This window comes from Micrococcus porci (genome assembly GCF_020097155.1).
In the GTDB taxonomy this organism is placed as follows: domain Bacteria; phylum Actinomycetota; class Actinomycetes; order Actinomycetales; family Micrococcaceae; genus Micrococcus; species Micrococcus porci.
In genome coordinates this window covers 1240013-1263963 of the sequence record NZ_CP083691.1, presented here as the reverse complement: position 1 = coordinate 1263963, position 23951 = coordinate 1240013, and the positions used below count along the sequence as shown (strand labels likewise).

Sequence of the window (23951 nt, the reverse complement as noted above, 5' to 3'; positions counted from 1 at the left end):
GGATGTTCTCTGAACGAGGTGCGGCCGGCCCTGGCGCCCCACCCGTGGGCCGGCATCACCGCCGTGCGGCGGCCTCCTCGTCCTCCAGGCGCAGCGGGGCGTGACTGGGGTTGGACAGGGAGAGCACCGCCGCCGCGACCACCGGATGCGCGAGCAGTGCGTCCTCCACCCGCTGGAGGGCGACGGCGGCCAGGGACTCGACCTCGTCAGCCGCCAGGTCCACGGCGCCGACCACGGCAAGCCGTCCGGGGCCGACGTACTCGAGGTGCAGGTAGCTCACCGAGAGCACCTCCGGGCGTTCCAAGAGCCACCGCAGCACGCGCACCCGGACGGCCGGGTCGGCGACCTCGCCCACCAGGAAGGCCATGTTCTTGGAGAGCAGGAACACGGCGACCGCGCCGAGCAGCACCCCCACGAGGATCGACCCGGCGGCGTCCCAGCGGGCGTCCCCGGTCAGCTGGTGCAGGGCGATGGCGGCGGCGGCGATCCCGATGCCCACCAACGCGGCGGAGTCCTCCGCCCAGACGGCCCGCAGCGTCGGGTCGGAGGTGCGGGCCAGGAACCGGGACCGGCTCACCCGGTGCTCCTGCGCTCCGGCGCTCACCCGCCGGTGGGCGTTCCCGAAGGAGACCGCCTCCAGCACGAAGGCGACCGCGAGCACGACGTAGCCGATCAGGTGGCCGCCGCCCTCCTCCTCGGGGGCGGACCAGGCCGTGATGCCGTGCCACACGGAGACGGCCGCTCCCACCGCGAACAGGCCGAACGCCGCCACCATGGACCACACGTAGGCGGCGCGCCCGTAGCCCAGGGGGTGCCGCGCGTCGGCGGGACGGGCGGCCCGACGCTCCGCGACCAGGAGGAACACCTCGTTGCCGGCGTCGGCCCAGGAGTGCGAGGCCTCCGCCACCATGGCGGCGGAGCCCGTGAGCGCCGCGACGACCGACTTCACGACGGCCACCGCCACGTTGACCGCCAGCGCGATGACCACCGTGACCAGCCCCTCGGGCCGGTCCTCCGCCTGCGGCGGGGCGAGGGCGGGGTCGGACGTGGCGTCGCCGTCGTCGGGGTGGGCGGCGACGGAGGGTCGGATGTCGTCGGAGTGGCTCATGCCCCCAGTGTGCTCCTTTCCCGCCGCCCCTGCCCGACCGCGCCCGGGAAGGTCTCGTCCCCCACGCTGGATGCTCGGGGTCCGCCGTCATACCCTGGGCCCATGCAGCCCCAGGACCTCATCGCCGACGCCGCCCACCGTGCCCTCGACCTCGCCGCCCCCGTCCTGGACGGGCTCTCCGCGGAGGCCGCCCACACGCGCCCGGGCGGCGCAGGCAACTCCATCGCGTGGCTGCTGTGGCATGCCGCCCGGCAGATGGACGTGCAGACGGTCGCCCTCAGGGGCGGCACGACCGTCTGGGAGGCGGGCGGCTGGGCGCGGCGGCTGGGGGTCGAGCGGGACGCGCAGGACTTCGGGCTCGGCGACACCGCGGAGGACGTCTCCGCCCTGCGGGTGACGGACGTCCCGGCACTCGGCGAGCATCTGGAGGCGTGCGTGGACGCGCTGGTGACGTGGACGTCATCGCTGACCACCGAGGACCTGGGCGAGGTCGTGGACACCTACGAGGGCGAGCCGGTCACGCGCGGCGTGCGGATCGTCAGCATGATCGACGACGCCGCCGTGCACGTCGGCCAGGCCGCCTACGCGCGTGGCCTGGTGGACGGCTGGCGCTTCGCCGTCTGAGCCGCCGGGGAGGAGGCCGCCGTGGACGACCTGCGCGTGCCGCCGGGCCCGGGCGTGCCCCGCGGCCTGCGGATCCCGGCGGCGGAGCTCTCGGAGCGGTTCTCCCACGGCTCCGGCCCGGGCGGTCAGGGGGTCAACACGGCGGACTCGCGCGTGCAGCTGAGCCTGGACCTGGCCGCGACGACGGCGCTCACCGACGCGCAGCGCATCCGGCTGCTCGAGGGGCTGGCCCCGCGGCTGGCGGGGACGGTGCTGACAGTGGACGCCGCGGAGCACCGCGCCCAGCGCCGCAACCGGACGGCGGCGCGCGAGCGCCTGGCCGCGCTGCTACGCGAGGCGCTCGTGCCGGAGACGCCCAGAAGGGCCACGAAGCCCACGCGCGGCTCGCAGCGGCGCCGGCTGCAGGCGAAGGCGCGCCGGTCGGAGGTCAAGCAGTCCCGCCGCCGGCCCCGGATGGACTGAGCCTCACCGCCGGGCCGCTCCCCGGCGGTGCATCGCCCCCATGCCCCGGAGGACCGTCCGCGGCAGCAGGCGGGCGGCCACGGTGACGGCGCGGTCGTGCGGGACCACCTCCGCCGGCCCGCCGCGGCGGGCGAGGACGCGCAGGACGGCGGCGGCGACGTCGTCCGGGGCCGCCCGGCGCGCGAACCCGCCGCCAGCGCCCGGGGTGCCGGCGACGTCGAAGAACTCCGTGCCCGTGCTGGAGGGGGACACGCACAGCACGCGCTCGCGGCCCCGCTCCTCCTCCGCGGGCATCGCCTCCAGCCGGGCCGGGTCCTCCCGCCCGAAGGGCAGGCCGCTGCCGAACCCGGCGTTGTTCACCAGCCCCGTGACGCGCGGGCCGCGGGAGGAGAGCTCGGCGCGGAGGGCGGGGCCTGCGTCGGGCGCGGCGAGGTCGCGGGGCAGGACGGTGACCTCGGTGCGGTGGGCGGCGCGCAGCTCGTCCGCGAGCGCGGCGAGCCGGCCCGCGCGGCGGGCGACCAGCACCAGGTCCGCCCCGGCCGCGGCCAGGCCGCGCGCCAGGGCGGATCCGATCCCGGAGCTGGCGCCAGTGACCAGGACGAGCGCGCCGGTCAGGTCGGGGGCGGCGGGGGCGCTCACGGCGTGCGCCGTCCCGCCTCCGGGCGGCGCATGGGCACGTGCGGGATCCCGTCCTCGAGGAACTCCGGGCCGTCCGCCGCGAACCCGAAGCGGCCGTACCAGTGCTCGAGGTGGGCCTGCGCGTCCAGCACGCAGGCCCGCTCCCCCACCTGCTCGAGGGCGGCCTCCATGAGGGCCGCCGCCACCCCGCGTCCTCGGTGGGCACGGTCCACCACCACGCGGCCGATCCGCGCGTGGTCCCCGTCGTCGAGCAGGCGCACGGTGCCGATCGGGGCGTCCTCCTCGTCGCACACCCACAGGTGGACGGTCGCCGGCTCCATGTCCCGCCCGTCCATGTCCTGGTAGGGGCAGTCCTGCTCCACCACGAAGACCGCTTGGCGGAGCGCCCACAGCCGGTAGGCCGTGGCCGGGTCGAGATCCGCGAACGCCGCCGCCTGCACGAGGACGGGCGCCGCCTCCTCGTGCGCGTCGGGCTCGGCCTCCGCCCCGTCGACGCCGTCTGCGTGCCGCCACGCGTCGCCGCGGCGGGCCCGGTACGCCTCCTCCGGCCACGCGCTCACCCCGGTGACGCGCATCCGGGTGACCCGGCCGGCGGCGTCGAGGTCGAACGGGATGGGCTCCCCGCAGGCACCGAAGCCGTCGGCGTCCTCGACCCGCAGCGTGGTGGCGTCCAGGGCGCGGAGCTCCTCCGCGGCGTCGGCGGGGGCGGGCGCGGCGGGGTCCAGGAGCACCAGCCGCGGCCGCTCCGCGGTGCCTCCGCGCAGGACGTCCGTGGCGCCCCACAGGGAGACGTAACGTCCGGCGAGGCGGTCCAGGTCGGCGGCGGTGACGCCGCCGGGCAGGGCCTGCCAGTCGGCGGCGGGTGCGGTGAGCAGGTCGATCAGCTGGACGACGCCGACCGCGAGCGCCTCCGCGGGGCCGTCCACGGCAGTGGTGAGCACGCTGACGGCCAGGCCGGTGGCGGGGTCGAACAGCGTCCGGGTGATCTGCCCGGGGAAGCCGCCGGAGTGGCCCAGGAGGCGGCGTCCGCCGACCTCCTGGCCGAGGAGCCCCAGCCCATAGGTGCCCGTCCCGCCGCCCCGGCGGAACGTGGCCTCGGCGCGGTGCATCAGCCGGAGGCTGCGGTCGGAGAGCACGCCGCGGGCCCCGAGTGCCAGGGAGGCGTAGAACGCGCTGAGCTCCTCGGCGCGGGAGACGAACCCCGTGGCGGCCGCGAGCGCCCCGGTGGTGGTCTGCTCCACCGTGACGCGGGCGCGGGCCCGGCCCCCGGCCCGGGTGTGGCCGGTCGCGGCGCGGGCGGCGACGTCGTCGGTGAGGTCCGCGTGGGTGTCCGTCAGGCCCAGCGGGTCCAGGACGGAGGCGCGGACGTGCTCGGCGTAGGGGCGGCCGGTGACGTGCTCGAGCACCGCGCCGAGCATGCCGTAGCCGATGTTCGAGTACTTGAAGTGCTCCTGCGGGGCGTAGGCCGTGCCGTGGTCCCGGACCAGGGCCTGGAGGGCGGCGGCGTCCGGGAAGGGGCGGTCGAGGATCCAGTGGTCGGCGTCGGCGCCGTCCCGGACCGCGCCGGCGGTGTGGCTGAGCAGCTCGCGCAGGGTGACCCCGGCCAGCGGCGTGTCGGCGTACCCGGGCAGCAGGGCGCCCACGGTGTCGTCCAGGCGTAGGGTGCCCAGCTCCACCTGGCGGAGCACGGCGACGGCGGTGAACGTCTTGGAGTGGCTGGCCACACGGAACAGGTGGCGCGTGGTGAGCCGCTCGCCCGTGGACTCGTCGGCCACGCCGTGCGCGGTGGACAGGATCAGCTCGTCCCCGAGTCGGACCGCGGCCTGGACGCCGGGAACCCGGCGGACCTCGGTCTGGGTCGCCAGCCAGCGGTCCAGGGCGGCGGCGATCGGCCGGAGCGCGTCGGCGCTGAGCGGGGGACGGTCGGCGGAAGGGGTGTCACGGGTCACAGGGATCCACTCTACGGCTGCGGTGCGCGCCCCGGGCCGGGGCCCCTCCCCTGGTGCGAGGACGCCGCCCTGGCGACGGGCGTCGGCCGGTGGTTCCCCCGTCGGGCCCCCGCGCACGGGGCGCTCCGTCCAGGCACCTGGGGCGTGCTGGAGATCGCGGACGGCATGGTCACGTTCACCCCCGACTCCCCGTCGGCCGCGCCCGGCTGGTCCGTCCCGGCGCGGCAGCTGACCCTGGGCCGCGCCGGCGTCCGCTTCCCCGGATCGTTCGTGGTCCGCGGCGCCGAGGCGGAGGACATCATGCTGGAGGTCTCCACCAGCGAGGGTGCGCGCTGGCGCGAGGCCGGGGACGCCCGTGACCTCCCCGACCGGTCCACCCACCGCGAGGTCCAGCAGATCCTCGTCGGCTGGGGCGCCCGGTCGGTCCGGCCGCGGCCGGCCTAGCGGCGCGGCGCCCGGCGGGGACGGCTGATCCACGCGAGGTAGGCGCTGCCCGAGGTCAGGGCGGCGCCGCCGGCGGCCACCAGCGGTCCGGCGAACGGGCCGAGCCGGTCCTTGTAGGCCACCAGCACGTTGGTGCCGCCGGTGATCATGGCCGCCACCACGAGCGCGGCGACCACCCGGTCGCCCGTCCGCTCCACGCGGGCCACGAGCGGCTCGAGTTCGCTGGTGCGCACGTTCACGTCGATGCCGCCGTCCTCGATGCGCTCCATGAGCGTGCGCAGGTACTGCGGGAGCTCGAGGCCGATGTCCGCGGTGGTGATGGTGGCCCGGCGGAGCCGGCGGGCCAGGCGCCGCGGGTCCAGCTGGTCCATGACCATGCGCCGCACGAAGGGGTCCAGCACGCGGGTGTAGTCGAAGCCGGGGTCCAGGCGACGGCCGAGCCCGTCCACGATCAGGACCATGCGGAACACCTGCACGAGCTCCGGGGGCAGGGACAGCCGGTGCCGGCGGACGATCGCGAAGACCTCGGAGACCAGCTGCGGCACCTTGATGTCCTGCAGGTCCCGGCCGTCCACCCGGGCCACGATGCGCCCGACCTCGGATCGCAGCCGACGCCGGTCCACGGGCCCGCGGGGCGGGGCGATCTCCAGCAGGGCGCGCACCAGCCCGTCCACGTCCTGCCGGGCCAGCGCCATCGCCAGCCCCGAGATCCGCTCCCGCACGCCGGGGCCGATCCGCCCGACGGAGCCGAAGTCGATGAAGCCGATGGTCCCGTCCGGCTCGATGAACACGTTGCCGGCGTGCGGGTCGGCGTGGAACACCCCGTGCTGGAACACCATGCGCATCAGCACGTCCGCGGCCCGGTAGGCGAGCTCCTCCCGGTCGATGCCCGCGGCCTCCAGGGCGGGGAGGTCGTCCACGCGCATCCCGGCCATGCGCTCCATGGTGAGCACGCGCGCGCTGGTCAGCTCCCAGGCGATCCAGGGGAACCGCACGCCAGGGGTGCCCGTGAACCCGGCCGCGATCTCCTCGCACGCGCGGGCCTCCACCACGAAGTCCAGCTCTGCCCGCAGGGACCGGTCGAACTGGTCCACCATCCCGGCGACGTCCATGTCCGCCAGCGTCCGGGAGGCCCGGACCAGCCGCCCCGTGAGGGTCCGCAGGATCTCCAGGTCCGCGGTCACCGCCTCCACCACGCCGGGCTTGCGGACCTTCACGACGACGTCGCGCCCGTCGTGGAGGACGGCCCCGTGGACCTGGCCCACGGAGGCCGTGGCCAGCGGGGTCCGGTCGAACTCCGCGAACAGCTCGTCCACGGGGGCGCCGAAGTCCTCCTCCACGGTGCGGGCGATCGCCGCGTACGGCACGGGCGTGGCGCGGTCGGTGAGCCGGGCGAACGCGGTGCAGTAGGACTCCGGGAACAGGTCCGGGCGGGTGGAGATCAGCTGGCCCAGCTTCACGAACGTGGTGCCGAGCTCCTCGAACGTGCGGACCAGCAGCTCGGGGCGTGCCTCGGCGTCGAGGGGCCGGCGCGCCGTCGGGTCCTGCGGGGCGAGCCAGCGGCCGAGCCCGGCCAGGCGGGCGGTGGCGTCGAGGCCGTTGCGGGCCATGACGTGGGCGATCTCGCGGTAGCGCTGCAGGTGGAGGGCCATGGCGCCCACGCTACCGACCGCGCGGAGGAGTGAGCCTCGCCGCTCAGTCGGCGTAGCGCAGGGCGCCCGGCCGGACCCGTGCGTCGGCCCCGATCCGCATCCCGTCCGCGAGTGCGCCCGCCGCCCGCAGCTCCCGCAGCCGCGCCAGCACCCGGTCCCGCACGTCCCACGGGCTGAGGGTGTTGACGTTGATCTTGGTGGCGCCCTCGAAGCCGGCGAGTGTGGAGACGCGCCACTTGAGCATCACGCGCCAGGGCATCGGGGACGCGAACCCGGGCGGGCGGGTGTGCCATTCCTCGTTGGAGGGGACGTCTGGCCCGGTGGCCGCGTGGGCGGCGTGCAGCAGGTCGGAGACGGCGCGCAGCTCGGCCGCGGACTGCCGCCACGGCTGCCCCACCGGGCTCGTGGAGTAGACCTCGACCGTCGGGTACCGGTGGCCGAAGCCGGCGAACATCACGGCGTGCTCGTTGGCGGCGATCACGAGGTCGTGCGCCACGGCCACGTCCAGCGCGGCATGGTTGAACACCTGCGGGTCCTCGCGCAGCCGGTCCAGGGCGGCGGCGTTCTGCGCGCCGACCTCGTCGATGGCCACGAGCTGCTTGTGCAGGTGGTCGAAGGAGGCGCCGGCGGGCTTGAGCCAGTTCTGGAACACGGAGACGTACCGCACGGCGGGCGTGGTCGCGTAGAGGTCCCGCATCGCGTCGGCGGTCAGGGCCAGGAACGCGTGGTGCTCGTCCAGGGTGAGGGTGCCCGAGGAGGCCAGCTGGTGGTCGTCCACGGCGCCGTCGACGAAGTGCCGCCGGGCGATCACCACGTCGTGCGTGCCGCCGAAGAATGCGGCCGACGCCGCGATCAACTCCGCCTCGGACATCGCCGCAGCCTCTTCCGCGGAGCGGCCGGAGGCGCGCAGCTTCGCGGCGACGACGGCCCGCACGTGGGCACGGCCGGCCTCGGTGGCCAGGTACTCGTCACGGCGGCGGCGCGCGTCCGGGGGGAGCTCGTAGCCGTGGTTGAGACGCCAGTAGTCGTAGCTGAGGATCTCGAAGAGGTTGGGGACCCGGCGGAAGGCCGGGGTCGTCTCCCCGAGCCGCTCCGCGGCCGGGTGCCGCAGGATCTGCCAGGCCGGGGCGTCGTCGTCGGCCCTCGTGGGCACGATGCGTGCCTTCTCCGGCGGCGTCTCCAGCATCCGGTGCTCGCAGAAGGCGCAGTGCCGGCCGTGCTGGGCGGGGTCGAGCGGCTGCGGGGCGGGCCGGACGAGGCCGAGCGGGCGGTGGCCGCGGCCGGGCACGGTCCAGACCTCGGTGCCGGTGAAGGGGTTGCGCTGCTTGACGGTGCCGTCCGGCAGTCGGGTGAGGGGCTCGCTCACAGACGGTGCACGAGGCCAGGATACGAGGCGGTGCCGGCCCGGGCAGGCCGGCGCCGACGCGCCCGCCGGTCAGAACTCGAGCAGCACTTTGCCCTTGGCGTGGTGGGACTCGAGACGCTCGAACGCCTGCTCCCAGTCGGCAGCCCACCCACCGAAGGAGCCGCACCACGCGTGCTCTCGTGTACCACGGTTGTGAAGCGCCCCAGGTTTGATGGCTCTTCACGAATGAGGGTGTAGCGCGGAGACGCGTGCAAGCAGCCGGTCACGGCGCTGACCGGCCAGCGCGAAGGGCCGTCCTGCGACTGCTGCTGACCCGCCTCAGCGCAGCAGCACCGGCCCGGCGTCGATGGCGAAGCGGAACAGGTGGTACGGGTAGACGCGCAGATCCTGGCCATCCTGATACTTCGCCTGGCGGTGCAGCTGATTCGCGGTGACGTACAGGTGCCCGTCGCGGGCCACCGACATGGTGTCGGGCCAGAGCAGCCGCTCGTCGTGCACAAGGGTCTGCATCTCACCGTCGGGCAGCCGTCGGAGGACGGCATTGTGCTCCCAGTTCGTCGCGTACAGCCGGCCCTGGTCGTCGCTCTCGAGGCCGTCGGCACCGCCGCCCTTGTCACCGTGATCGACGACCGTCGCCGCCACGTCCTCATCCGAGAGCGCGCGGTCACGCAGGGCCGCGGTATCGACGCTGTACCACCGACGCGAGATGAGCGGGCAGTACCAGAGCCGTTCGCCGTCGTGGGAGATGGCGATGCCGTCCGCGCCCATCTTCACCGGCTGAGGCGCCTCGCCCGCGCTGCGCTCGGCGAACACCCGTCCCTCGGCGACCGGCACCATCTCCCCGGGCGGCAGGGCCTTGGTGGTCGGATGGTCGTGGAGGCGCCGCCAGGCCGCGCCTGACGCAAGATCGACGACGATGATCCCGTTCGGACCCTGGTCGGAGGAGTCGGTGATGTACGCGAAGCCCGCCTCCCCCTGCCGCAGATCGAACCGCACGTCGTTGAGGTAGGTGGTCGGCAGGGCGACATCCGGCTCGAAGAGGATGGTCTGCGTGATCTCGTCGGTGGTGAGGTCGATGCAGACGAGCTTGGGCCCGCCGCGCTGCGTCTCCTCGAACAGCGGGCTGCCGGTGTCGAGCACCCACAGACGATCGGCGGGGTCGATCACGATGCTCTGCACCGACACGAAGGCATCCTGGTCGGCCTTGCTCTTCGCCTGGTTCGCCTCCGCGCTCGGGTACGGCTTCACGGCGCCGTCGACGAGTTCGACGACGGTGGCGGGGACCTCGTCGCCCCACTTGGGGAAGTTCACGAAGATGCGCCCGGTGTGCGAGACGCTCACGCCGGTCGGCATGGGGCCGTCGGTGAAGGTGTGCACCACCTCGAGCTCACCGCGCGGGGTGTCGGAGACGTCGATGGCCTGGTCGTCGCGGCCGAGAAACGGGTTCGTCATGAGTTCGAGGCTAGCGGATGGCCCGCACGCCGCCCAGGGGGTTGCGCGCGGCGCTCGCAAAGGTACCGGCGCACCCGGACAAGCAGGGTGGTGGGCCGGTGTCCGAACGGCTCGTGCGCGAGCCGACGCGTCACCGTGTCCCTGGGCGCTCCCTCGGCACCACACCTCCGACACCACGGATCGGTCGCCACCGGCCGGCACTCGATTGTGGCTCGATCCGGCTCGATCAGCTGGCCGACGGCGACAAGGTCGAGCTCGTCGAGGCGGCAGAACATGGTCAGGTCAGGGGACGCGAAATGAGGGTGAAGCACGTCGAGGTCTTTCGGGATGGTGAGCGTGAAGAACTTCCACCCTCCGGGAGACCTCGACCCGGGCACCAACGCGCTCAACCAACTACATCGCCAGGTCCCTGCTCGAGACCGGCGGCTTCAGACCGCGACTACACTCTGGAATCGGATGAGCCGCTTTCAGTCGCTTGACCTCGGCGGACTCCTCGCTGGTGACGCCGGGGCGGGTTCCATCGTCGACCTCGGTTTGTGCGAGCCAGCGCCGCACGGACTCGCGCGAGACGCCTTCCGGCGAGCCGCACGCACCTCGCTCGCAGCTGGGGATCGATCTTCTTCGGCACGCTGTCCATCCTTCCGGACTCAAACAGCAGCGGCATCAAGCCCTGACCGATTCACAACCTGACGGCTATGTCCGAACCCCGCACTGCGCCGCGGTTTCATCATCCCGCGCCGGGTCGCACTGCGAGCGGATCCCGCAGTGACGGATCCCGCTGCGGCACCTCCGCGTACCGATCCTCACGATGAAGACACCGCATGACAAGGTGGTTGAGCCTGTGACTGCTGTCCAGCCGAGACTTTTGGGTTGACCCAGGGCGGGCTGCCGTCGTCCTCGACGAGGAGACGTTTACCCATTGAGTGCGTCCGTTCCGGGGTCAGGCGAACTATCGCAGGGCTTCGCCGAGGCGAGCGGCGGGCGTGAGGTCGGCGGCGAGACCGCCGCCGGTCGCAGCCCGGGCAAGAGCGCGACCCAGCGCAGGTGCCTGCTTGAACAAATTGTGACCGGCCACAAAAAGGACAGAGCCTGCCTCCCACACGGCCACGCCGTCCTCGCTCCATGGGAGGTCGGTCACCCAGCAGTGAAGAAAGTCGCGCGGCTCTGGGTGGAGACCGGGCAGCGCCCGTGTCACGTATTCGCGCGCGCGTTCGTCCAGCGATCGAATCGCCGCAGGGTCGATGAACGTTCCGTCGTCGCGGACGCCGACGGTGTCGCTGAGTCCGACCGAATAACTGCTGTTGCCCGGTAGCGGCGTCGCGTACACGCCGACTTCGCCGAAGACGCCGCTGCTGTCCTGCAGGCACGCGACTCGTGCCGGGGCGGCGTCTTTCACGTCGAAGGTCAGCCGGACGTGTGCGGCAAGGCGAACCGGCAGCGACAGGCCGACGGTGCGGGCCAGGCGGGCGGTTTCGCGGCCGGCGCACACGACCACCTTGGAGTAGACAGCCCGGTCGGTGACGCTGCGCACCTCGACCGTCCCATCGGCGCGGGGATCGATGGAGATCACCTCTGCGGTGGTGACGGCATCTCCGAGGGCACCCGCGAGTGCCGTGATCGCGGCGCGGGTGCGGATCGCGCCGCCCGACTCGTCGAGCACCGCTGGCCCCGAGTACCCAGCGAGCAGCGGCATGCGCTGGGCGAGCTCGGCTGCATCGATCTCGTGCGCTTCCACGCCGCCGACCTCGTCGAGCACCCGCAGCCGCGCCAGGGCGCTGTCGCCGAGCGCCACGACACCGTCTGATGAGACCAGCTCGACGTCGAAGTGTTCGGCCCACTCATCCCATACACCGCGGCTTTCGCGCGCGAAAGCGACGAGTCGCGGGTCGTCGTGGGCGTGCCGGAAGATCCGCGACTCGCCCGCGGACTGACCCGCTCCGGGCAGACCGGCCTCGTACAAGCGCACCGGCACGCCCTGTTCCCGCAGCGCGTACGCCGTCGACAGACCGACGATCCCGCCCCCGATCACTGCTACCTCGGGTGAACGCGTCGGGGCAACGTCGTCAGTTCCTGTCATCGCGGTTCCTCGATCTGTTAGGGATGTGAGATAAACGTCAAAAGTACGGGGCCGCTGCCACGACGTCAACGGGCTGTGTCAGCCCGAAGTCAGCGCGCGCAACGACCCCTCATGTCGGGGTCAGTACTCCCGGTCTGTGGTGTCAGGCGGGAAGTTTGGAGCCCAACACGTCGAGCTTCTCGATCGTCGGTTCGGAGAACAACGCACCCGCACCGGTCTGCCCGCCGAGAGCTACCGCAACAGGGCCAGACAGGTGAGCGTCACGTCCGGCGTCCTCGGGGAGAACGTCGAAGATCCCGAAGGAGGAGGGCCCGAGGCGGATCGCGAACCACGCGATGGTCGCCGGCTCTTCCGCAACAAGCGCACGGCCGCTGTCAAGGAAATCCTTCACGTCGTCCTCCTTGCCGGGCAACGCGTCAAACCTGACCAGCAATCCCTTGGTCACACTCATGATGTCTCCTCTTCCTTTGTCGTGGTGCCCGCGAGTTGGGCCACGATCGCCTCGGAGAACGCCGGCAGGTCCTCCGGCGAGCGGCTGGTGATGAGATTCTTGTCGACCACGACCTCCTGGTCGACGACGTTCGCGCCGTCATTGCGCAGATCCGTGCGGATGCTCGGGAAGGACGTCAGGGTGCGACCGGTGGCCACGTCGGCCTCGATCAACGTCCACGGTCCGTGACAGATCGCCACCACCGGCTTGCCATTCTCGGCGAAGTCCCGGACGAAGGCGACAGCGTCCTCGTCAATCCGGAGCTTGTCGGGGTTCACCGTGCCGCCCGGAAGCACCAAGGCGTCGTAGTCGGCCCCCGAGGCCTCAGCCACCAGCCCGTCGACGCCGAACGTCCCCGCCGGATCCAGGTCGTTCTCGCGGGCCTTGATCTCGCCCTCATCGACCGAGAGGACCTCGGTCCGAGCGCCGGCCCTGTCCAGAGCCTCACGGGGTTGATCGAGTTCGACGCGCTCGACCCCGTCCGCGGCGAGGATCGTGACTCTCTTGCCCTGCAGATCTACTGCCATGTCAGTTGGGTCTGCTGCACGATCCGGTGACATCTTGACCTGCCCTACGGTTTGGTTTCCACTCTTGGTCGCTAGCTTCCGGTGGTGGTCAGTGCCCGCGGGGTGCCGGCGGGGTCGTAGTCGTAGGGTGTCGCGCACTCGAGGCAGGAGTGCCGTCGACGACGGTTGTAGAGCACCTCGAGGTACTCGAAGATCGCGTTCGCGAGCTCGATCTCGCCACCCTGGGCCCAGGCCCCGATCTGCACGGGATCATGGAAGCACGCCGCCTTGCCTCGGACCGCCCGACGTATTCTCGAGGCACTCAACGCCCTTGCTGATGACCCTCGCCCACCCGGTTGCATCAAGCTTCAGGGCGGCGAGGGCGAGTTGCGCATCCGAATCGGTGACTGCCGAGTCGTCTATGACGTCGTGGATGATGAGCTGGTCGTGCTGATCCTCCGTGTCGGGCACCGCAGAGAGGTCTACCGATGAGCGGGGACAGATCTCGGAGCATCGCTGACGCGCGCCGGAGCGCCCAGACCATAGGCCTCGCCAGCGACTCCACCCGGGCCCTCATCGCCCATCTCGCGGCATAACATCACCTCGTGGGCAATGTCCCCTGCCCCCCCCCCCCCCCCCCCCGCAGCACGGCGGCTGGCGACCAGTTCCTGACGGAGTTCGCAGAGGAACTCACCCGGTCGCGAGGGTGAACGGCGACTCGCTCACACGTTGAACCGGAACTCCACCGGATGCCGTGCCGCCCTCAGAGTTGCCGTCCACGCCTGAGGTACGCCGGGTGATATCCGCACTGTTTCAGAGGTACTTCAGCCGTGAGACTCACGCGCGTCTCCTCGACGCCGACGTGAGCGGGGGTGCGGAGGACGGTGGTGGCCTGGCCGGCCGGAAAATCCTGGCGCGGGTGAGCGAGAGGCGTCCAGGCGGCACTCCCACTAACGCCTCAGTCAGGGATTGATGCGGCGACGACCGTGGTCGTTCAGCGTCCCTGGGCTGCGGCGTCGTCCACGGACTCCAGGAACTCGCGGACCTGGGCCAGGCGCTCGGACCGCACCGCGAGCACCTGCTCGTAGGGCGGGGGCGTGGATGCGAAGAAGGCGAGGTCGACGCCATCGTCCTCCGCACCCGCGCGGGGCTGGCCGAGCGGGTGGAACGGCTCCTCGGCGCCCTGGATCCCCCGGCTCAGCCAGGCGTCGGTCGCGAAGACGAGGTGGCGCAGGGTCTGGGAGAAGGACCACTCTCCCTCGACCGAGACGTCGACTGCGCCGTCCGGGAGCGCCGATGCGCGGTCGGTCGCCTGACGCCAGGAGGCTTCTACCGCGCCCCAGGCCCCGCGCAGTCCCTCGGCGTCCTCGGCGCGCCGCTGCGTCCCGCAGGCTCCTGCCGACAAAGCGGGCACCCTCGAGCTTCAGCGAGTCGGGAACTGCAGCCATGTCTTCGAGGGTGCCAGCCGACCCCTGGATTCATTGTCAGACACGCCCTAGGCGCGCCGGCCCGGAGGGCCGAGCCCTGTTCGCCGTCGTCGACCACGCAGGGCGGGCCCCGTGACCTCCGGCGTGATCATCCCCACGGCCACCCGTGACGCGGGTACGCTGATCGCTGTTCCACGTCACAGCGCTCTCGCTCGACTCGACCCACCCGCACGGAGGCCTCACCCATGTCGTCCCGCATCCACCACCCCGGCCTCCGGGCCAAGGTCATGTCCGCCGAGGAGGCGGCGGCGTTCATCACGCCGGGCATGACGGTGGGGATGAGCGGGTTCACGGGGTCCGGCTACCCGAAGGCCGTGCCGATGGCCCTGGCCGAGCGCATCAAGTCCGCGCACGCCCGGGGCGAGGACTTCCGGATCGACCTCCACACCGGCGCCTCCACGTCTGTCGAGATGGACGGCGCGCTGGCGGAGGCCGACGGCGTGCGTCTGCGCACCCCGTTCAACACGGACCCGACCATGCGCGCCAAGATCAACGACGGCTCGGTCGACTACATCGACACGCACCTCTCCCACCTCGCGCAGACGGTGTGGGAGGGCTTCTACGGGCCCATGGACGCCGCGGTGATCGAGGTGTCCGCGATCCGCGAGGACGGGACGCTCGTGCCCTCCTCGTCCGTGGGCAACAACAAGTCCTGGCTGCAGCTGGCGGACAAGGTGATCCTCGAGGTCAACTCGTGGCAGAGCGAGGATTTGGACGGCATCCACGACGTCTACTACGACACGGCCCTGCCCCCGCACCGGAAGCCGGTGCCGGTCAACCACCCGTCCGACCGCATCGGGCGGACCGAGTTCGTGGTGGACCTGGACAAGGTGGTGGCCGTGGTGGAGACGCACGGCCCGGACCGCAACTCCCCCTTCAAGCCTGCGGACGCGGACTCGATCGCGATCGCCCAGCACCTCGTGGAGTTCTTCGAGCACGAGGTCAAGGCCGGCCGCTACGACGAGCACCTGCTGCCCCTGCAGTCCGGCGTGGGCAACGTGGCCAACGCCGTGATGGCCGAGCTGGTGAAGTCCCGCTTCCACGGCCTCACGGCCTTCACCGAGGTGGTCCAGGACGGCATGCTCGACGCGCTGGACTCCGGCACGCTGGCCATGGCCTCCTGCACGGCGTTCTCGCTGTCCACCGAGGTGGCCGAGCGGTTCAACGACAACGTGCTGCAGTACAAGGACAAGCTGATCATCCGCACCCAGGAGATCTCCAACCACCCGGAGCTGGTGCGCCGCCTGGGCATCCTGGCCATGAACGGCATGCTCGAGGCCGACCTCTACGGCAACGTGAACTCCACGCACCTGATGGGCACGAAGATGATGAACGGCCTGGGCGGCTCGGGCGACTTCGCCCGCAACGCGTTCACCTCGTTCTTCCTCACCCCCTCCACGGCCAAGGGCGGGGACATCTCCTGCATCGTGCCGATGGTCTCGCACGTGGACCACACCGAGCACGACGTGCACGTGGTGGTCACCGAGCAGGGGCTGGCCGACCTGCGCGGCCTCTCCCCCAAGCAGCGCGCCCGCACGATCATCGACACGTGCGCGCACCCGGACTACAGGGAGCAGCTGCGGGACTACTTCGACCGCGCGATGCGCGGGTCGGACGGCCTGCACACCCCGCACCTGCTCGGCGAGGCCCTGTCCTGGCACCAGCGCTTCCTCGAGACCGGGACGATGCGTCAGGGCTGACGGCCCGCCGGACCGGACACCCGCGGGACACCTGCGGGACACCTACGACGGGGCACCCTACAGGGGGCCGTATCTCGCCCCTGTGGCCGAGGGCTCACCGTCTCTCGCACCTCGGAGGAGTCCCATGACCTCGCCCACCGGTGGGTCCACCGCCGCCGACGCCTCACCCCGGAAACACACCCCCGGAGGCCTGCTCAACAGGTTCCTCAACGTGATCGAATGGAGCGGCAACAAGCTCCCGGACCCGATCATCATCTTCGCGGCCCTCTGCGCCCTGACCCTGGCGGCGTCCGCCGTGGCCGGGCTGAGCGGGTGGAGCGCGGTCCATCCGGGCACGGGTGAGACCCTCGTGGCGACCGATCTGCTCAGCACGGAGGGCATGCGCGTCGTCATCGGCGACGCCGCCAAGACCTTCGGCGCCTTCGCCCCGCTGGGGCAGGTGCTCATCATCATGCTCGGCATCGGCGTCGCCGAGCGGTCGGGCTGGACTATCTGCGCGGCTACGACATGGTGTGGAACGACCCGGCCCGCACCGCGGTGGTCCAGGAGCTGTGCGAGGACCTGTTCCCGGGCTCGGTGATCACCGACCCGCCGATGCTCGGCGGCGAGGACTTCGCGGCCTTCTCCCGGACCGCGCCCGCCACGTACGTGTTCGTGGGGGCCGGCAACGCCGCCAAGGGCTTCGACGCGGGTCACCACAACCCGCGGTTCGGTCTGGATGAGGACGCCTTCCCGATCGCCCTGCGGCTGGCCGTGGAGGTCCTGCGGAACGGGCCGCGCCTCACGGCGGGGTGAGGTCACGCCGGCTCCGGGCATGTGCCCGGAGCCGGCACAGGCCCGCGGGGCCGGCGACGGCGTCAGCCGCGCCCGCCGTGCTCCCGCTCGGGGATTCCCGCGGCCCACAGGGCGGCCGCGATGAGGGCGGGCTGGCCGAACAGCCGCGCCAGGCGGCGGCCGTCGGTGTCCAGCCCGAAGCCGTCCTTGCGCTCGGCGTACTGCCCGATGTTCCCGGGGTAGATCGCCGTGTAGAAGGCCGCCAGGGCGGTGCCGGTCCGGCGGCGCTGCCCGGGGAGCGCCAGCAGAGCGGCCCCGAGGCCGATCTCGGCCACGCCGGATCCGAGCACCACGAGGTCCGCCGGGAGCGGGACCCACGAGGGCACCTGCGCGCGGAACTCACGGCGCGCCACGGTGAGGTGGGACAGCCCCGCGGCGGTCATGAACCCGCCGAGGCCGAGGCGGGCGGCGGTCTGGGAGAGGGGGACGGACTGCCGGCGCTTCGTCATCACGCCTCCCCGAGCTCGAGGACGACGTCGATGTTGCCCCGGGTGGCGTTCGAATAGGGGCACACCTGATGCGCCTGCTCCATGAGGGCGCGGGCCTGGTCCGCGGGGACGTGGGGCAGCACGACCTCGAGGGTGACCTCCAGGCCGAAGCCCTCACCCTGGCGGCCGATGCCCACGCGGGCGCCGACGGAGGAGTCGGTGATGTCGGCCCGGGAGGCGCGGGCGACCATCTGCAGGGCCGAGTGGAAGCACGCGGCGTAGCCGGCGGCGAACAGCTGCTCGGGGTTGCTGCCCTGGCCGGAGCCGCCCATCTCGGTGGGCACGGCGAGGTCGAGGTCGACCCGCCCGTCGGTGGTGCGGACATGGCCGTCGCGGCCGGCGCCGGTGCTGAGCGCCTCGGCGGTGTAGATGGTCTCCATGAGAGGTCCTTTCATCCGCCCGCCCCGTGCGGGACGAGTCGGCTCCAGCCTGCCACCCGGTTAGGTCGTGTGCAACCAAGTTGTTCGTCAGCGACCACTAGAATCGCTCCCATGGATGCCGCGCCGACCCCCAGCCTCGCACTCGAGGACCAGCTCTGCTTCGCCCTGCACCGGGCGACGCGCGCCGTCACGCGCGGCTACGGCCCGCTGCTCTCCCGCCTCGGCCTCACCTACCCGCAGTACCTCGTGATGCTCACCCTGTGGCAGGTGGAGGGTGACGCCTCGGCCGAGACGGACGCGCCGACGCCGGGCGCCGGAGCACTGGCGGTCGGCGCGCTGCGGGACCGGCTCGGCATGGACAACGGCACCATCACGCCCCTGGTGCGGCGCCTGGCCGGCATGGGGCTCGTCACGCGGGAGCGCGACGTCCACGACGAGCGACGCGTGCTGGTCCGGCTGACGGACGAGGGGCGAGCGCTGCGGGAGTCCGCCCGGACGGTCCCGGCGGACGCCCTCACGCGGATCCCCCTCGACGCCACCGAGCGCCAGGTCCTCATGGGCCTGCTGAACCGGATCACCGAGGCCGCCGGGCCGCGCTGAGACGGCGGGAGCGGCCCGCGCGCCGAACGCGGGTCAGCGCACCCGGTCCAGGATCGCGCGGGCGACGGCGTCCGCCTCACGCTCGGGCAGCCAGTGGTCCGCGTCGAGCGCCACGAACCGGTACTCCCCCGCCACCTGCCCCGCCGTGAGCTCGGCGGCCCGCGGCCCCAGGGCCGCATCCCGGGTGCCCCACACGTACGTGGTGGGGACCGACACGGGCGCGCTGCGCGTGGTGGTCACAAGATCCGGGTTCGCCCGATACCAGTTCACCGGGCCGCGCAGGCTCTGCGGGGTGGAGAACCGGCGGGCGTAGTGCTCCGCCCCGGGGACCTGCCCCCGCTGCAGCAGGGAGCCCAGCCGTCGCGAGAGGATCCGTTCGGGGAGGGCCGGTGCCTGGAAGGCGGCGATGTACCAGCTGCGGCGCAGCTGGTCCGAGCCGCGCAGGGCGCGGGCCAGGGCGGCCGGGTGCGGCGTGGACAGGACCGTCAGGGACGCGACGCGCTCGGGGTGGGCGGTGGCCAGCGCCCAGGCGACGGCACCGCCCCAGTCATGGCCGACGACGTGGACGCGCCGCGCCCCCGCCGCGTCCGCCAGCGCGACGGCGTCCCCCACGAGGGCCGGGAGGCGATAGGCCGCCGTCGCCCGCGGAGCGGCCCCCGGGGAGTAGCCGCGCTGGTCCGGGGCGAGCGTGCGCAGTCCCGCGGCGTGCAGCAGCGGCTCGACGTGCCTCCAGGACGTGGAGTCCTGCGGGAAGCCGTGCAGCAGCAGGACCACCTCCCCCTCGGCCGGCCCGCCGTCGCGGACGTCGAAGGTCAGGCCCTGGTGCCGGAAGGCGTCCACGCGGCCCCACAGTGCGTCACCGCCTGTCACAGCCGGACGACCATCTTGCCGGTGTTGGCGCCCTCGAGCAGGTCGATGAACGCCTGGGGTGCGTTCTCCAGACCCTCCCGAACGGTCTCGTCCCACTGGATCTTCCCGTCGGCGACCCACGGGCCCACGCGCTCGAGGAACTCGGGGCGGACCTGCGCCGCGTACTTCTGCAGGACGAAGCCGCGCAGGGTCAGGCGCTTGCCGATCGCCAGGGCGAGGTTGCGCGGGGCGGCCGGCGGCTCCGTCGAGTTGTACTGGGCGATCGCGCCGCACATCGCCACGCGGCCGTCGACTCGCATCGCGGCGATGGCGGCCTCGAGGTGGTCGCCGCCCACGTTGTCGAAGTAGACGTCGATGCCCTCCGGCGCCGCCTCGGCCAGCAGGTCGGTGGGCGAGCCGTCGTGGTAGTCGAACGCGGCGTCGAAGCCCAGCTCCTTCACCCGCGCCACCTTCTCGGGCGTGCCCGCCGAGCCGATCACGCGGGAGGCGCCCAGCAGGCGGGCGATCTGGCCGGCGGTCGAGCCGACGGCCCCCGCGGCACCCGAGATGAACACGGCGTCGCCCTCCTGCATCTCGGCCACGTGCACGAGGCCGGTGTAGGCGGTCAGACCCGTCATGCCCAGCACGCCCAGGTAGGTGCTGTCCGAGAACTGGGAGGTGTCCACGGCCTGGACGGTGTCGCCGTCGAGGACGGCGTGCTCGCGCCAGCCGAGGCCGTGGAGCACGGACGTGCCCTCCGGCACGTCCGCGTGGCGCGAGGCGATCACGGTGCCCACCGCGCCGCCGTCGAGGGGGGCGTCGAGCTGGAACGGAGGCACGTAGGACTCGACGTCGTTCATGCGGCCGCGCATGTACGGGTCCACGGACATCACGGTGTTGCGCACGAGGACCTGGCCCTCGGCGAGCTCGGGGAGCTCGACCTCCGTGAGGCGGAAGTTCTCCGGCGTCGGGGCGCCGTGGGGGCGGGAGGCGAGGTGGATCTCGCGCGTGTGGGTGGGGGTGCTCATGGTGGTCTCCTCGGGGTCGAAGCGGCGGGCTCGGCGGGGGTCAGCGCGCGAGCAGGTCCAGGAGGCGGCGGGCGGCGTCGGCGGAGGAGGCCGGGTTCTGGCCGGTCACCAGGGTGCCGTCCGTGACCACGAAGCTCTCCTGATCCGGGCCCTTGCGGTAGTCCGCGCCGGCGGCGATCAGCGAGTCCTCGACGAGGAACGGGACGACGTCCGTCAGCTGGGCGGCCTCCTCCTCGCCGTTGGTGAACCCGGCGACCTGACGGCCGCGCACGAACGGGGTGCCGTCGGCGGTGGTGATCGGGTGCAGGATCCCGGGAGCGTGGCAGACGAGGCCGAGCGGGCGTCCGGCCGCGTCGCTGTCGAGGATGATCCGCGTGGAGTCGGCGTCGGACACCAGGTCCCACAGCGGGCCGTGACCGCCCGGGTAGAAGACGGCATCGAACCCGTCCACGTCCACCTGGGCCAGGGGCGTGGTGTGGGCCAGGGCGGCCTTGGCCTCCTCGTCCTGGTCGAACCGGCGGGTGGCCTCGGTCTGCATCTCCGACTTCGAGCTCGTCGGGTCGATGGGCGGCTGGCCGCCGCGGGGCGAGGCGAGGGTGACCTCGTGGCCGGCGTCCGTGAAGACGTAGTAGGGCGAGGCGAACTCCTCGAGCCAGAACCCGGTCTTGCGGCCGGTGTCGCCCAGCTGGTCGTGCGAGGTGAGGATCATCAGGATGCGGGACATGTCTGGGGCCCTTTCATTGGTGGGGACTGCACTCTCATGGTCGTACACAACCGAATCTCGGGCAAGGGTGACGGTGCCCACCGGCCTCACGCCACGGCCGCCGCGCCCGGGACATCAGCGCTCCGTCACCCGCCCGTCGGCCACGTGCCAGCGTCGGTCCAGGCGGACGGTGTCCAGCATGCGGCGGTCGTGGGTGACGAGCAGCAGGGCGCCCTCATAGGTCTCCAGCGCCTGCTCGAGCTGCTCGATGGCCTCCAGATCCAGGTGGTTGGTGGGCTCGTCGAGCACGAGGACGTTCACCCCGCGGGCCTGGAGCAGGGCCAGGGATGCCCGGGTGCGCTCGCCGGGCGAGAGCTCGTCCACGGGGCGGTTCACGTGGTCGGCCTTGAGGCCGAACTTGGCCAGCAGGGTGCGCACCTCCCCGGAGGTCATCTCCGGCGCGAGCGTCTCGAAGGCCGCGGCGAGCGGGACGGCCCCGGCCAGCAGCGAACGCGCCTGGTCGATCTCCCCGATCTGCACGCTGGATCCCAGGGCGGCCGTGCCCTCGTCCGGGGCCTGGCGGCCCAGCAGCCCGCGCAGCAGGGTCGACTTGCCGGCCCCGTTGGGCCCGGTGATGCCGATCCGCTCCCCCGCGTTGACCTGGAGGGACACCGGGCCGAGCGTGAAGCCGCCCTGCCGGAACACGGCGTCGTTGAGGGTGGCGACCACCGAGCTGGAGCGCGGCGCCGCGCCGATGGTGAACTCCAGCCGCCACTCCTTGCGCGGCTCCTCCACCTCCTCCAGGCGCGCGATGCGGCTCTCCATCTGCCGGACCTTCTGGGCCTGCTTCTCGCTCGATTCGCTGTTGGCCTTGCGGCGCAGCTTGTCGTTGTCCGGGGACTTGCGCATGGCGTTGCGCACGCCCTGGCTGGACCACTCCCGCTGGGTGCGGGCGCGGGAGACGAGGTCCTGCTTCTGCTCGGCGAACTCCTCGTACTTCTCCCGGGCCTGGCGGCGCAGGGTGGCCCGCTCCTCGAGGTACGCCTCGTAGCCGCCGCCGTAGACGCGGTTGGTGCGCTGGGCGAGGTCGAGCTCCAGGACGCGGGTGACGCAGCGGGCCAGGAACTCGCGGTCGTGGCTCACCAGCACGACGCCGCCGCGCAGCTCCTGCACGAAGGCCTCCAGGCGGGTCAGACCGTCGAGGTCGAGGTCGTTGGTGGGCTCGTCCAGGAGCACGACGTCGAAGCGGGAGAGCAGCAGCGCGGCGAGGCCGACGCGGGCGGCCTGCCCACCGGAGAGGGAAGTCATGAGGACCTGTTCCGGGGAGGCGGAGAGGTCCAGGCCGAGGTCGGCCAGGACGGCGGGGATGCGCTCCTCCAGGTCCGCGGCGCCGGAGGCCAGCCAGCGGGTGAGGGCGGTGTTGTAGCGGTCCGCGGCGGCGTCGGTGACGTCCGGGCCGGCCAGTGCCTCGGCAGAGGCGTCCATCTCGCGGGTGGCCTCGGCGCAGCCGGTGCGGCGGGCGATGTACCCGGCCACCGTCTCCCCCGACACGCGCTCGTGCTCCTGCGGGAGCCAGCCGACGAAGGCGTCCGAGGGGGCGAGGGACACGGTGCCGGTCTGCGGGGCGAGGTTCCCGCCGAGGATGCGCAGCAGCGTGGACTTGCCCGCGCCGTTGGCCCCCACGACGCCGACGACGTCCCCCGGCGCGACGGTGAGGTCGAGCGCGTCGAACAGCGTGCGATGGCCGTGGCCGCCGGCCAGGCCGGAGGCGACGAGGGTGGCGGTCATGCTTCTCCTGGCTCGGGTGCGCTTCCCTGGGGCGGGTCACCGCCACACTGTCACAGATCCCCCGGGGCACCGCCCCCGGGCCCGGGCTCCCAGACCTGCGGCGCGCTTCGTTCCTTGCCCTGGCATGGGGAGAGTCATAGCGTCGCACGGGTCAGGTGCGCGGCTCCGCGCGGCGCACACGGCGCTCCAGAGAGGGAAGGCAGAGCACACTGATGACTGAACCGGTGACGTACACGCCCGACATCGAGCACTCGGTCGACCGCGAGGAGGACCTGACCCGCGAGATCCTGGCCCAGATGGGCGCGGCACAGCGCCGCACGGCGGGAGAGCACAAGCACGCCCACCGCGACGCCCACGCCAAGAGCCACGCCGTCCTCAAGGCCACGCTGGAGGTGCACGAGGGCCTGGCTCCCGAGCTGGCGCAGGGCATCTTCGCCCGTCCGGGCACCTACGAGGCGGTGGCGCGGCTCTCCTCAGCGCCCGGGGACATCCACACCGACCGCACTCCCGCCCCGCGGGGCTGGGCCCTGAAGGTGCTCGGCGTGGAGGGCAAGCGGCTGCTGCCGGATCTGGACAGCCACAATCAGGACTTCCTCATGGTGAACTTCCCGACGCTCGCCTTCGGCACCGTGGCCCGCTACCAGGAGATGCTGGGGCTGCTGGAGAAGAACTCCCAGTCCCCCGAGCTGCTGCAGCGCCTGACGACGGGCGCCGCGCGCGTGGTCCGGGGCGCGGTGGAGACCGTCGGGGGGACCCCCAGCGCCACCTTGGAAGGCCTGGGGCGGGACAACGCCCACGTCCTCGGCGAGACGTACTTCACCCAGGGCGCCCTGCGCTACGGGGACCACGTCGCGAAGATCTCGCTGGCCCCGGCGTCCGCGAACGTGCGCGCCCTGACCGGCCAGGACATGAAGGTGAAGGACTTCTCCTCGATCAGCGAGATCGTCGCCGACTTCTTCTCCCGTGAGAGCGCAGAGTACGTCCTGCGGGCGCAGCTGGCGACCGACGCGGAGCGCATGCCGGTGGAGGACGCCTCCGTCCTGTGGGACGAGGAGGAGGCCCCGCACCAGCCCGTCGCCACCCTGCGCATCGAGGCGCAGGAGAGCTACAGCCATCCCCGCCGCGTCTACGGCGACGATGCCCTCACCTTCAACCCGTGGAACGGCGTGGTCGAGCACCAGCCGCTGGGCTCCATCATGCGCGTCCGCAAGCGCGCCTATGAGCAGTCCACTCGCTTCCGCCACGAGTTCAACGACCGTCCGGCCCCCGAGCCGACGTCGCTCGACGAGATCCCAGACTGATCCCGGCCTCGCCCCTCACCACCC

The 23951-nt window shown here is 72.6% G+C and carries 25 protein-coding genes and 3 pseudogenes; 9 read left to right on the top strand and 19 right to left on the bottom strand.

Annotated elements, in window-relative coordinates:
- Window positions 1–55 precede the first annotated feature (55 nt).
- Window positions 56–1108 carry a cation diffusion facilitator family transporter gene (locus tag KW076_RS06140; RefSeq protein ID WP_224356689.1) on the bottom strand — a complete coding sequence of 351 codons (1053 nt, stop codon included), beginning with the start codon at window positions 1106–1108 and terminating at the stop codon, window positions 56–58.
- A gap of 102 nt (window positions 1109–1210) precedes the next feature.
- Here KW076_RS06140 and KW076_RS06135 point away from each other — a divergent pair, with 102 nt between their 5' ends.
- Together KW076_RS06135 and arfB are read left to right on the top strand one after the other, a co-directional pair.
- Window positions 1211–1732 (top strand): DinB family protein, encoded by a 522-nt coding sequence (locus tag KW076_RS06135; RefSeq protein WP_224356688.1) that lies wholly within the window; start codon window positions 1211–1213, stop codon window positions 1730–1732.
- A 21-nt stretch (window positions 1733–1753) separates the two neighbouring features.
- Window positions 1754–2194: an alternative ribosome rescue aminoacyl-tRNA hydrolase ArfB gene (gene arfB / locus KW076_RS06130; protein ID WP_224356687.1), complete on the top strand. Its 441-nt coding sequence runs from the start codon at window positions 1754–1756 to the stop codon at window positions 2192–2194.
- A gap of 3 nt (window positions 2195–2197) precedes the next feature.
- Here the strand turns inward: arfB and KW076_RS06125 are convergent, their stop codons facing one another.
- Window positions 2198–2833: an SDR family NAD(P)-dependent oxidoreductase gene (locus KW076_RS06125; RefSeq protein WP_224356686.1), complete on the bottom strand. Its 636-nt coding sequence runs from the start codon at window positions 2831–2833 to the stop codon at window positions 2198–2200.
- Window positions 2830–4782, bottom strand: coding sequence for a GNAT family N-acetyltransferase (locus KW076_RS12635; RefSeq protein WP_350354988.1), 1953 nt, complete (start codon window positions 4780–4782; stop codon window positions 2830–2832). Before KW076_RS12635 ends, KW076_RS06125 begins: the two co-directional genes overlap by 4 nt.
- Before the next feature lie 144 nt (window positions 4783–4926).
- Here KW076_RS12635 and KW076_RS06110 point away from each other — a divergent pair, with 144 nt between their 5' ends.
- Window positions 4927–5226: a hypothetical protein gene (locus tag KW076_RS06110; protein WP_224356685.1), complete on the top strand. Its 300-nt coding sequence runs from the start codon at window positions 4927–4929 to the stop codon at window positions 5224–5226.
- Here the strand turns inward: KW076_RS06110 and KW076_RS06105 are convergent.
- The 9 genes and pseudogenes from KW076_RS06105 to KW076_RS06065 form a co-directional block, all read right to left on the bottom strand.
- A complete protein-coding gene (locus KW076_RS06105; RefSeq protein ID WP_224356684.1) occupies window positions 5223–6878 on the bottom strand; it encodes an ABC1 kinase family protein in 1656 nt (551 codons plus the stop codon). The two genes, KW076_RS06110 and KW076_RS06105, sit on opposite strands and share 4 nt — an antisense overlap.
- Window positions 6879–6921: 43 nt before the next feature.
- The gene (locus KW076_RS06100) at window positions 6922–8244 is read right to left on the bottom strand and encodes a DUF4921 family protein (RefSeq protein ID WP_224356683.1); all 1323 of its coding nucleotides are present in this window, start codon (window positions 8242–8244) and stop codon (window positions 6922–6924) included.
- A gap of 318 nt (window positions 8245–8562) precedes the next feature.
- Complete coding sequence (locus KW076_RS06095) at window positions 8563–9696, bottom strand: L-dopachrome tautomerase-related protein (protein WP_224356682.1); 1134 nt, start codon at window positions 9694–9696, stop codon at window positions 8563–8565.
- Between the two features lie 56 nt (window positions 9697–9752).
- Window positions 9753–9971, bottom strand: a pseudogene (locus KW076_RS06090) (transposase family protein); the annotation flags it as partial.
- Between the two features lie 187 nt (window positions 9972–10158).
- Window positions 10159–10324 (bottom strand): annotated as a pseudogene (locus KW076_RS06085) (IS3-like element ISPfr13 family transposase); the annotation flags it as partial.
- Between the two features lie 321 nt (window positions 10325–10645).
- Window positions 10646–11773 carry an NAD(P)/FAD-dependent oxidoreductase gene (locus KW076_RS06080; RefSeq protein WP_224356681.1) on the bottom strand — a complete coding sequence of 376 codons (1128 nt, stop codon included), beginning with the start codon at window positions 11771–11773 and terminating at the stop codon, window positions 10646–10648.
- Between the two features lie 142 nt (window positions 11774–11915).
- Complete coding sequence (locus tag KW076_RS06075) at window positions 11916–12224, bottom strand: putative quinol monooxygenase (protein WP_224356680.1); 309 nt, start codon at window positions 12222–12224, stop codon at window positions 11916–11918.
- Window positions 12221–12790, bottom strand: a complete 570-nt coding sequence (locus KW076_RS06070; protein ID WP_224356679.1) for a type 1 glutamine amidotransferase domain-containing protein — start codon at window positions 12788–12790, stop codon at window positions 12221–12223. The genes KW076_RS06075 and KW076_RS06070 overlap by 4 nt, the downstream gene beginning before the upstream one ends.
- 71 nt (window positions 12791–12861) lie before the next feature.
- A pseudogene (locus KW076_RS06065) lies at window positions 12862–13002 on the bottom strand (IS3-like element ISAar24 family transposase); the annotation flags it as partial.
- A 55-nt stretch (window positions 13003–13057) separates the two neighbouring features.
- On the opposite strand from KW076_RS06065, the gene KW076_RS06060 reads away from it, so the two are divergent.
- Window positions 13058–13261 (top strand): type II toxin-antitoxin system RelE family toxin, encoded by a 204-nt coding sequence (locus KW076_RS06060; protein ID WP_350354987.1) that lies wholly within the window; start codon window positions 13058–13060, stop codon window positions 13259–13261.
- Between the two features lie 502 nt (window positions 13262–13763).
- Here KW076_RS06060 and KW076_RS06055 read toward each other — a convergent pair.
- Window positions 13764–14174, bottom strand: a complete 411-nt coding sequence (locus KW076_RS06055; protein WP_224356678.1) for a DinB family protein — start codon at window positions 14172–14174, stop codon at window positions 13764–13766.
- A gap of 267 nt (window positions 14175–14441) precedes the next feature.
- Here KW076_RS06055 and scpC point away from each other — a divergent pair, with 267 nt between their 5' ends.
- The 3 genes from scpC to KW076_RS06040 all read left to right on the top strand — a co-directional run bounded on the left by scpC (window position 14442) and on the right by KW076_RS06040 (window position 16751).
- On the top strand, window positions 14442–15956 hold the full coding sequence (gene scpC, locus KW076_RS06050; RefSeq protein WP_224356677.1) for a succinyl-CoA:acetate CoA-transferase ScpC: 1515 nt from the start codon (window positions 14442–14444) through the stop codon (window positions 15954–15956).
- A 124-nt stretch (window positions 15957–16080) separates the two neighbouring features.
- Entirely contained in the window at window positions 16081–16536 is a 456-nt protein-coding gene (locus KW076_RS06045; protein WP_224356676.1) for an AbgT family transporter, read from the top strand.
- The gene (locus tag KW076_RS06040) at window positions 16464–16751 is read left to right on the top strand and encodes a M20/M25/M40 family metallo-hydrolase (protein WP_255612698.1); all 288 of its coding nucleotides are present in this window, start codon (window positions 16464–16466) and stop codon (window positions 16749–16751) included. Before KW076_RS06045 ends, KW076_RS06040 begins: the two co-directional genes overlap by 73 nt.
- Before the next feature lie 62 nt (window positions 16752–16813).
- Here KW076_RS06040 and KW076_RS06035 read toward each other — a convergent pair whose 3' ends face one another.
- Both KW076_RS06035 and KW076_RS06030 read right to left on the bottom strand, forming a co-directional pair.
- Window positions 16814–17239 carry a DoxX family protein gene (locus tag KW076_RS06035; RefSeq protein ID WP_224356675.1) on the bottom strand — a complete coding sequence of 142 codons (426 nt, stop codon included), beginning with the start codon at window positions 17237–17239 and terminating at the stop codon, window positions 16814–16816.
- Complete coding sequence (locus KW076_RS06030; protein WP_088478497.1) at window positions 17239–17658, bottom strand: organic hydroperoxide resistance protein; 420 nt, start codon at window positions 17656–17658, stop codon at window positions 17239–17241. The genes KW076_RS06035 and KW076_RS06030 overlap by 1 nt, the downstream gene beginning before the upstream one ends.
- 111 nt (window positions 17659–17769) lie before the next feature.
- On the opposite strand from KW076_RS06030, the gene KW076_RS06025 reads away from it, so the two are divergent.
- Entirely contained in the window at window positions 17770–18258 is a 489-nt protein-coding gene (locus KW076_RS06025) for a MarR family winged helix-turn-helix transcriptional regulator (protein ID WP_224356674.1), read from the top strand.
- Between the two features lie 33 nt (window positions 18259–18291).
- Here the strand turns inward: KW076_RS06025 and KW076_RS06020 are convergent, their stop codons facing one another.
- From KW076_RS06020 to abc-f, 4 genes are all read right to left on the bottom strand, one after another.
- Window positions 18292–19128, bottom strand: a complete 837-nt coding sequence (locus tag KW076_RS06020; protein ID WP_224356673.1) for an alpha/beta fold hydrolase — start codon at window positions 19126–19128, stop codon at window positions 18292–18294.
- On the bottom strand, window positions 19125–20135 hold the full coding sequence (locus KW076_RS06015; protein ID WP_224356672.1) for an NADP-dependent oxidoreductase: 1011 nt from the start codon (window positions 20133–20135) through the stop codon (window positions 19125–19127). The genes KW076_RS06020 and KW076_RS06015 overlap by 4 nt, the downstream gene beginning before the upstream one ends.
- A 40-nt stretch (window positions 20136–20175) precedes the next feature.
- Complete coding sequence (locus tag KW076_RS06010; RefSeq protein ID WP_224356671.1) at window positions 20176–20859, bottom strand: type 1 glutamine amidotransferase domain-containing protein; 684 nt, start codon at window positions 20857–20859, stop codon at window positions 20176–20178.
- A gap of 114 nt (window positions 20860–20973) precedes the next feature.
- Complete coding sequence (abc-f, locus tag KW076_RS06005; RefSeq protein WP_224356670.1) at window positions 20974–22626, bottom strand: ribosomal protection-like ABC-F family protein; 1653 nt, start codon at window positions 22624–22626, stop codon at window positions 20974–20976.
- Window positions 22627–22850: 224 nt separating this feature from the next.
- Here abc-f and KW076_RS06000 point away from each other — a divergent pair, with 224 nt between their 5' ends.
- Complete coding sequence (locus KW076_RS06000; RefSeq protein WP_224356669.1) at window positions 22851–23927, top strand: catalase family protein; 1077 nt, start codon at window positions 22851–22853, stop codon at window positions 23925–23927.
- Window positions 23928–23951: the final 24 nt, after the last annotated feature.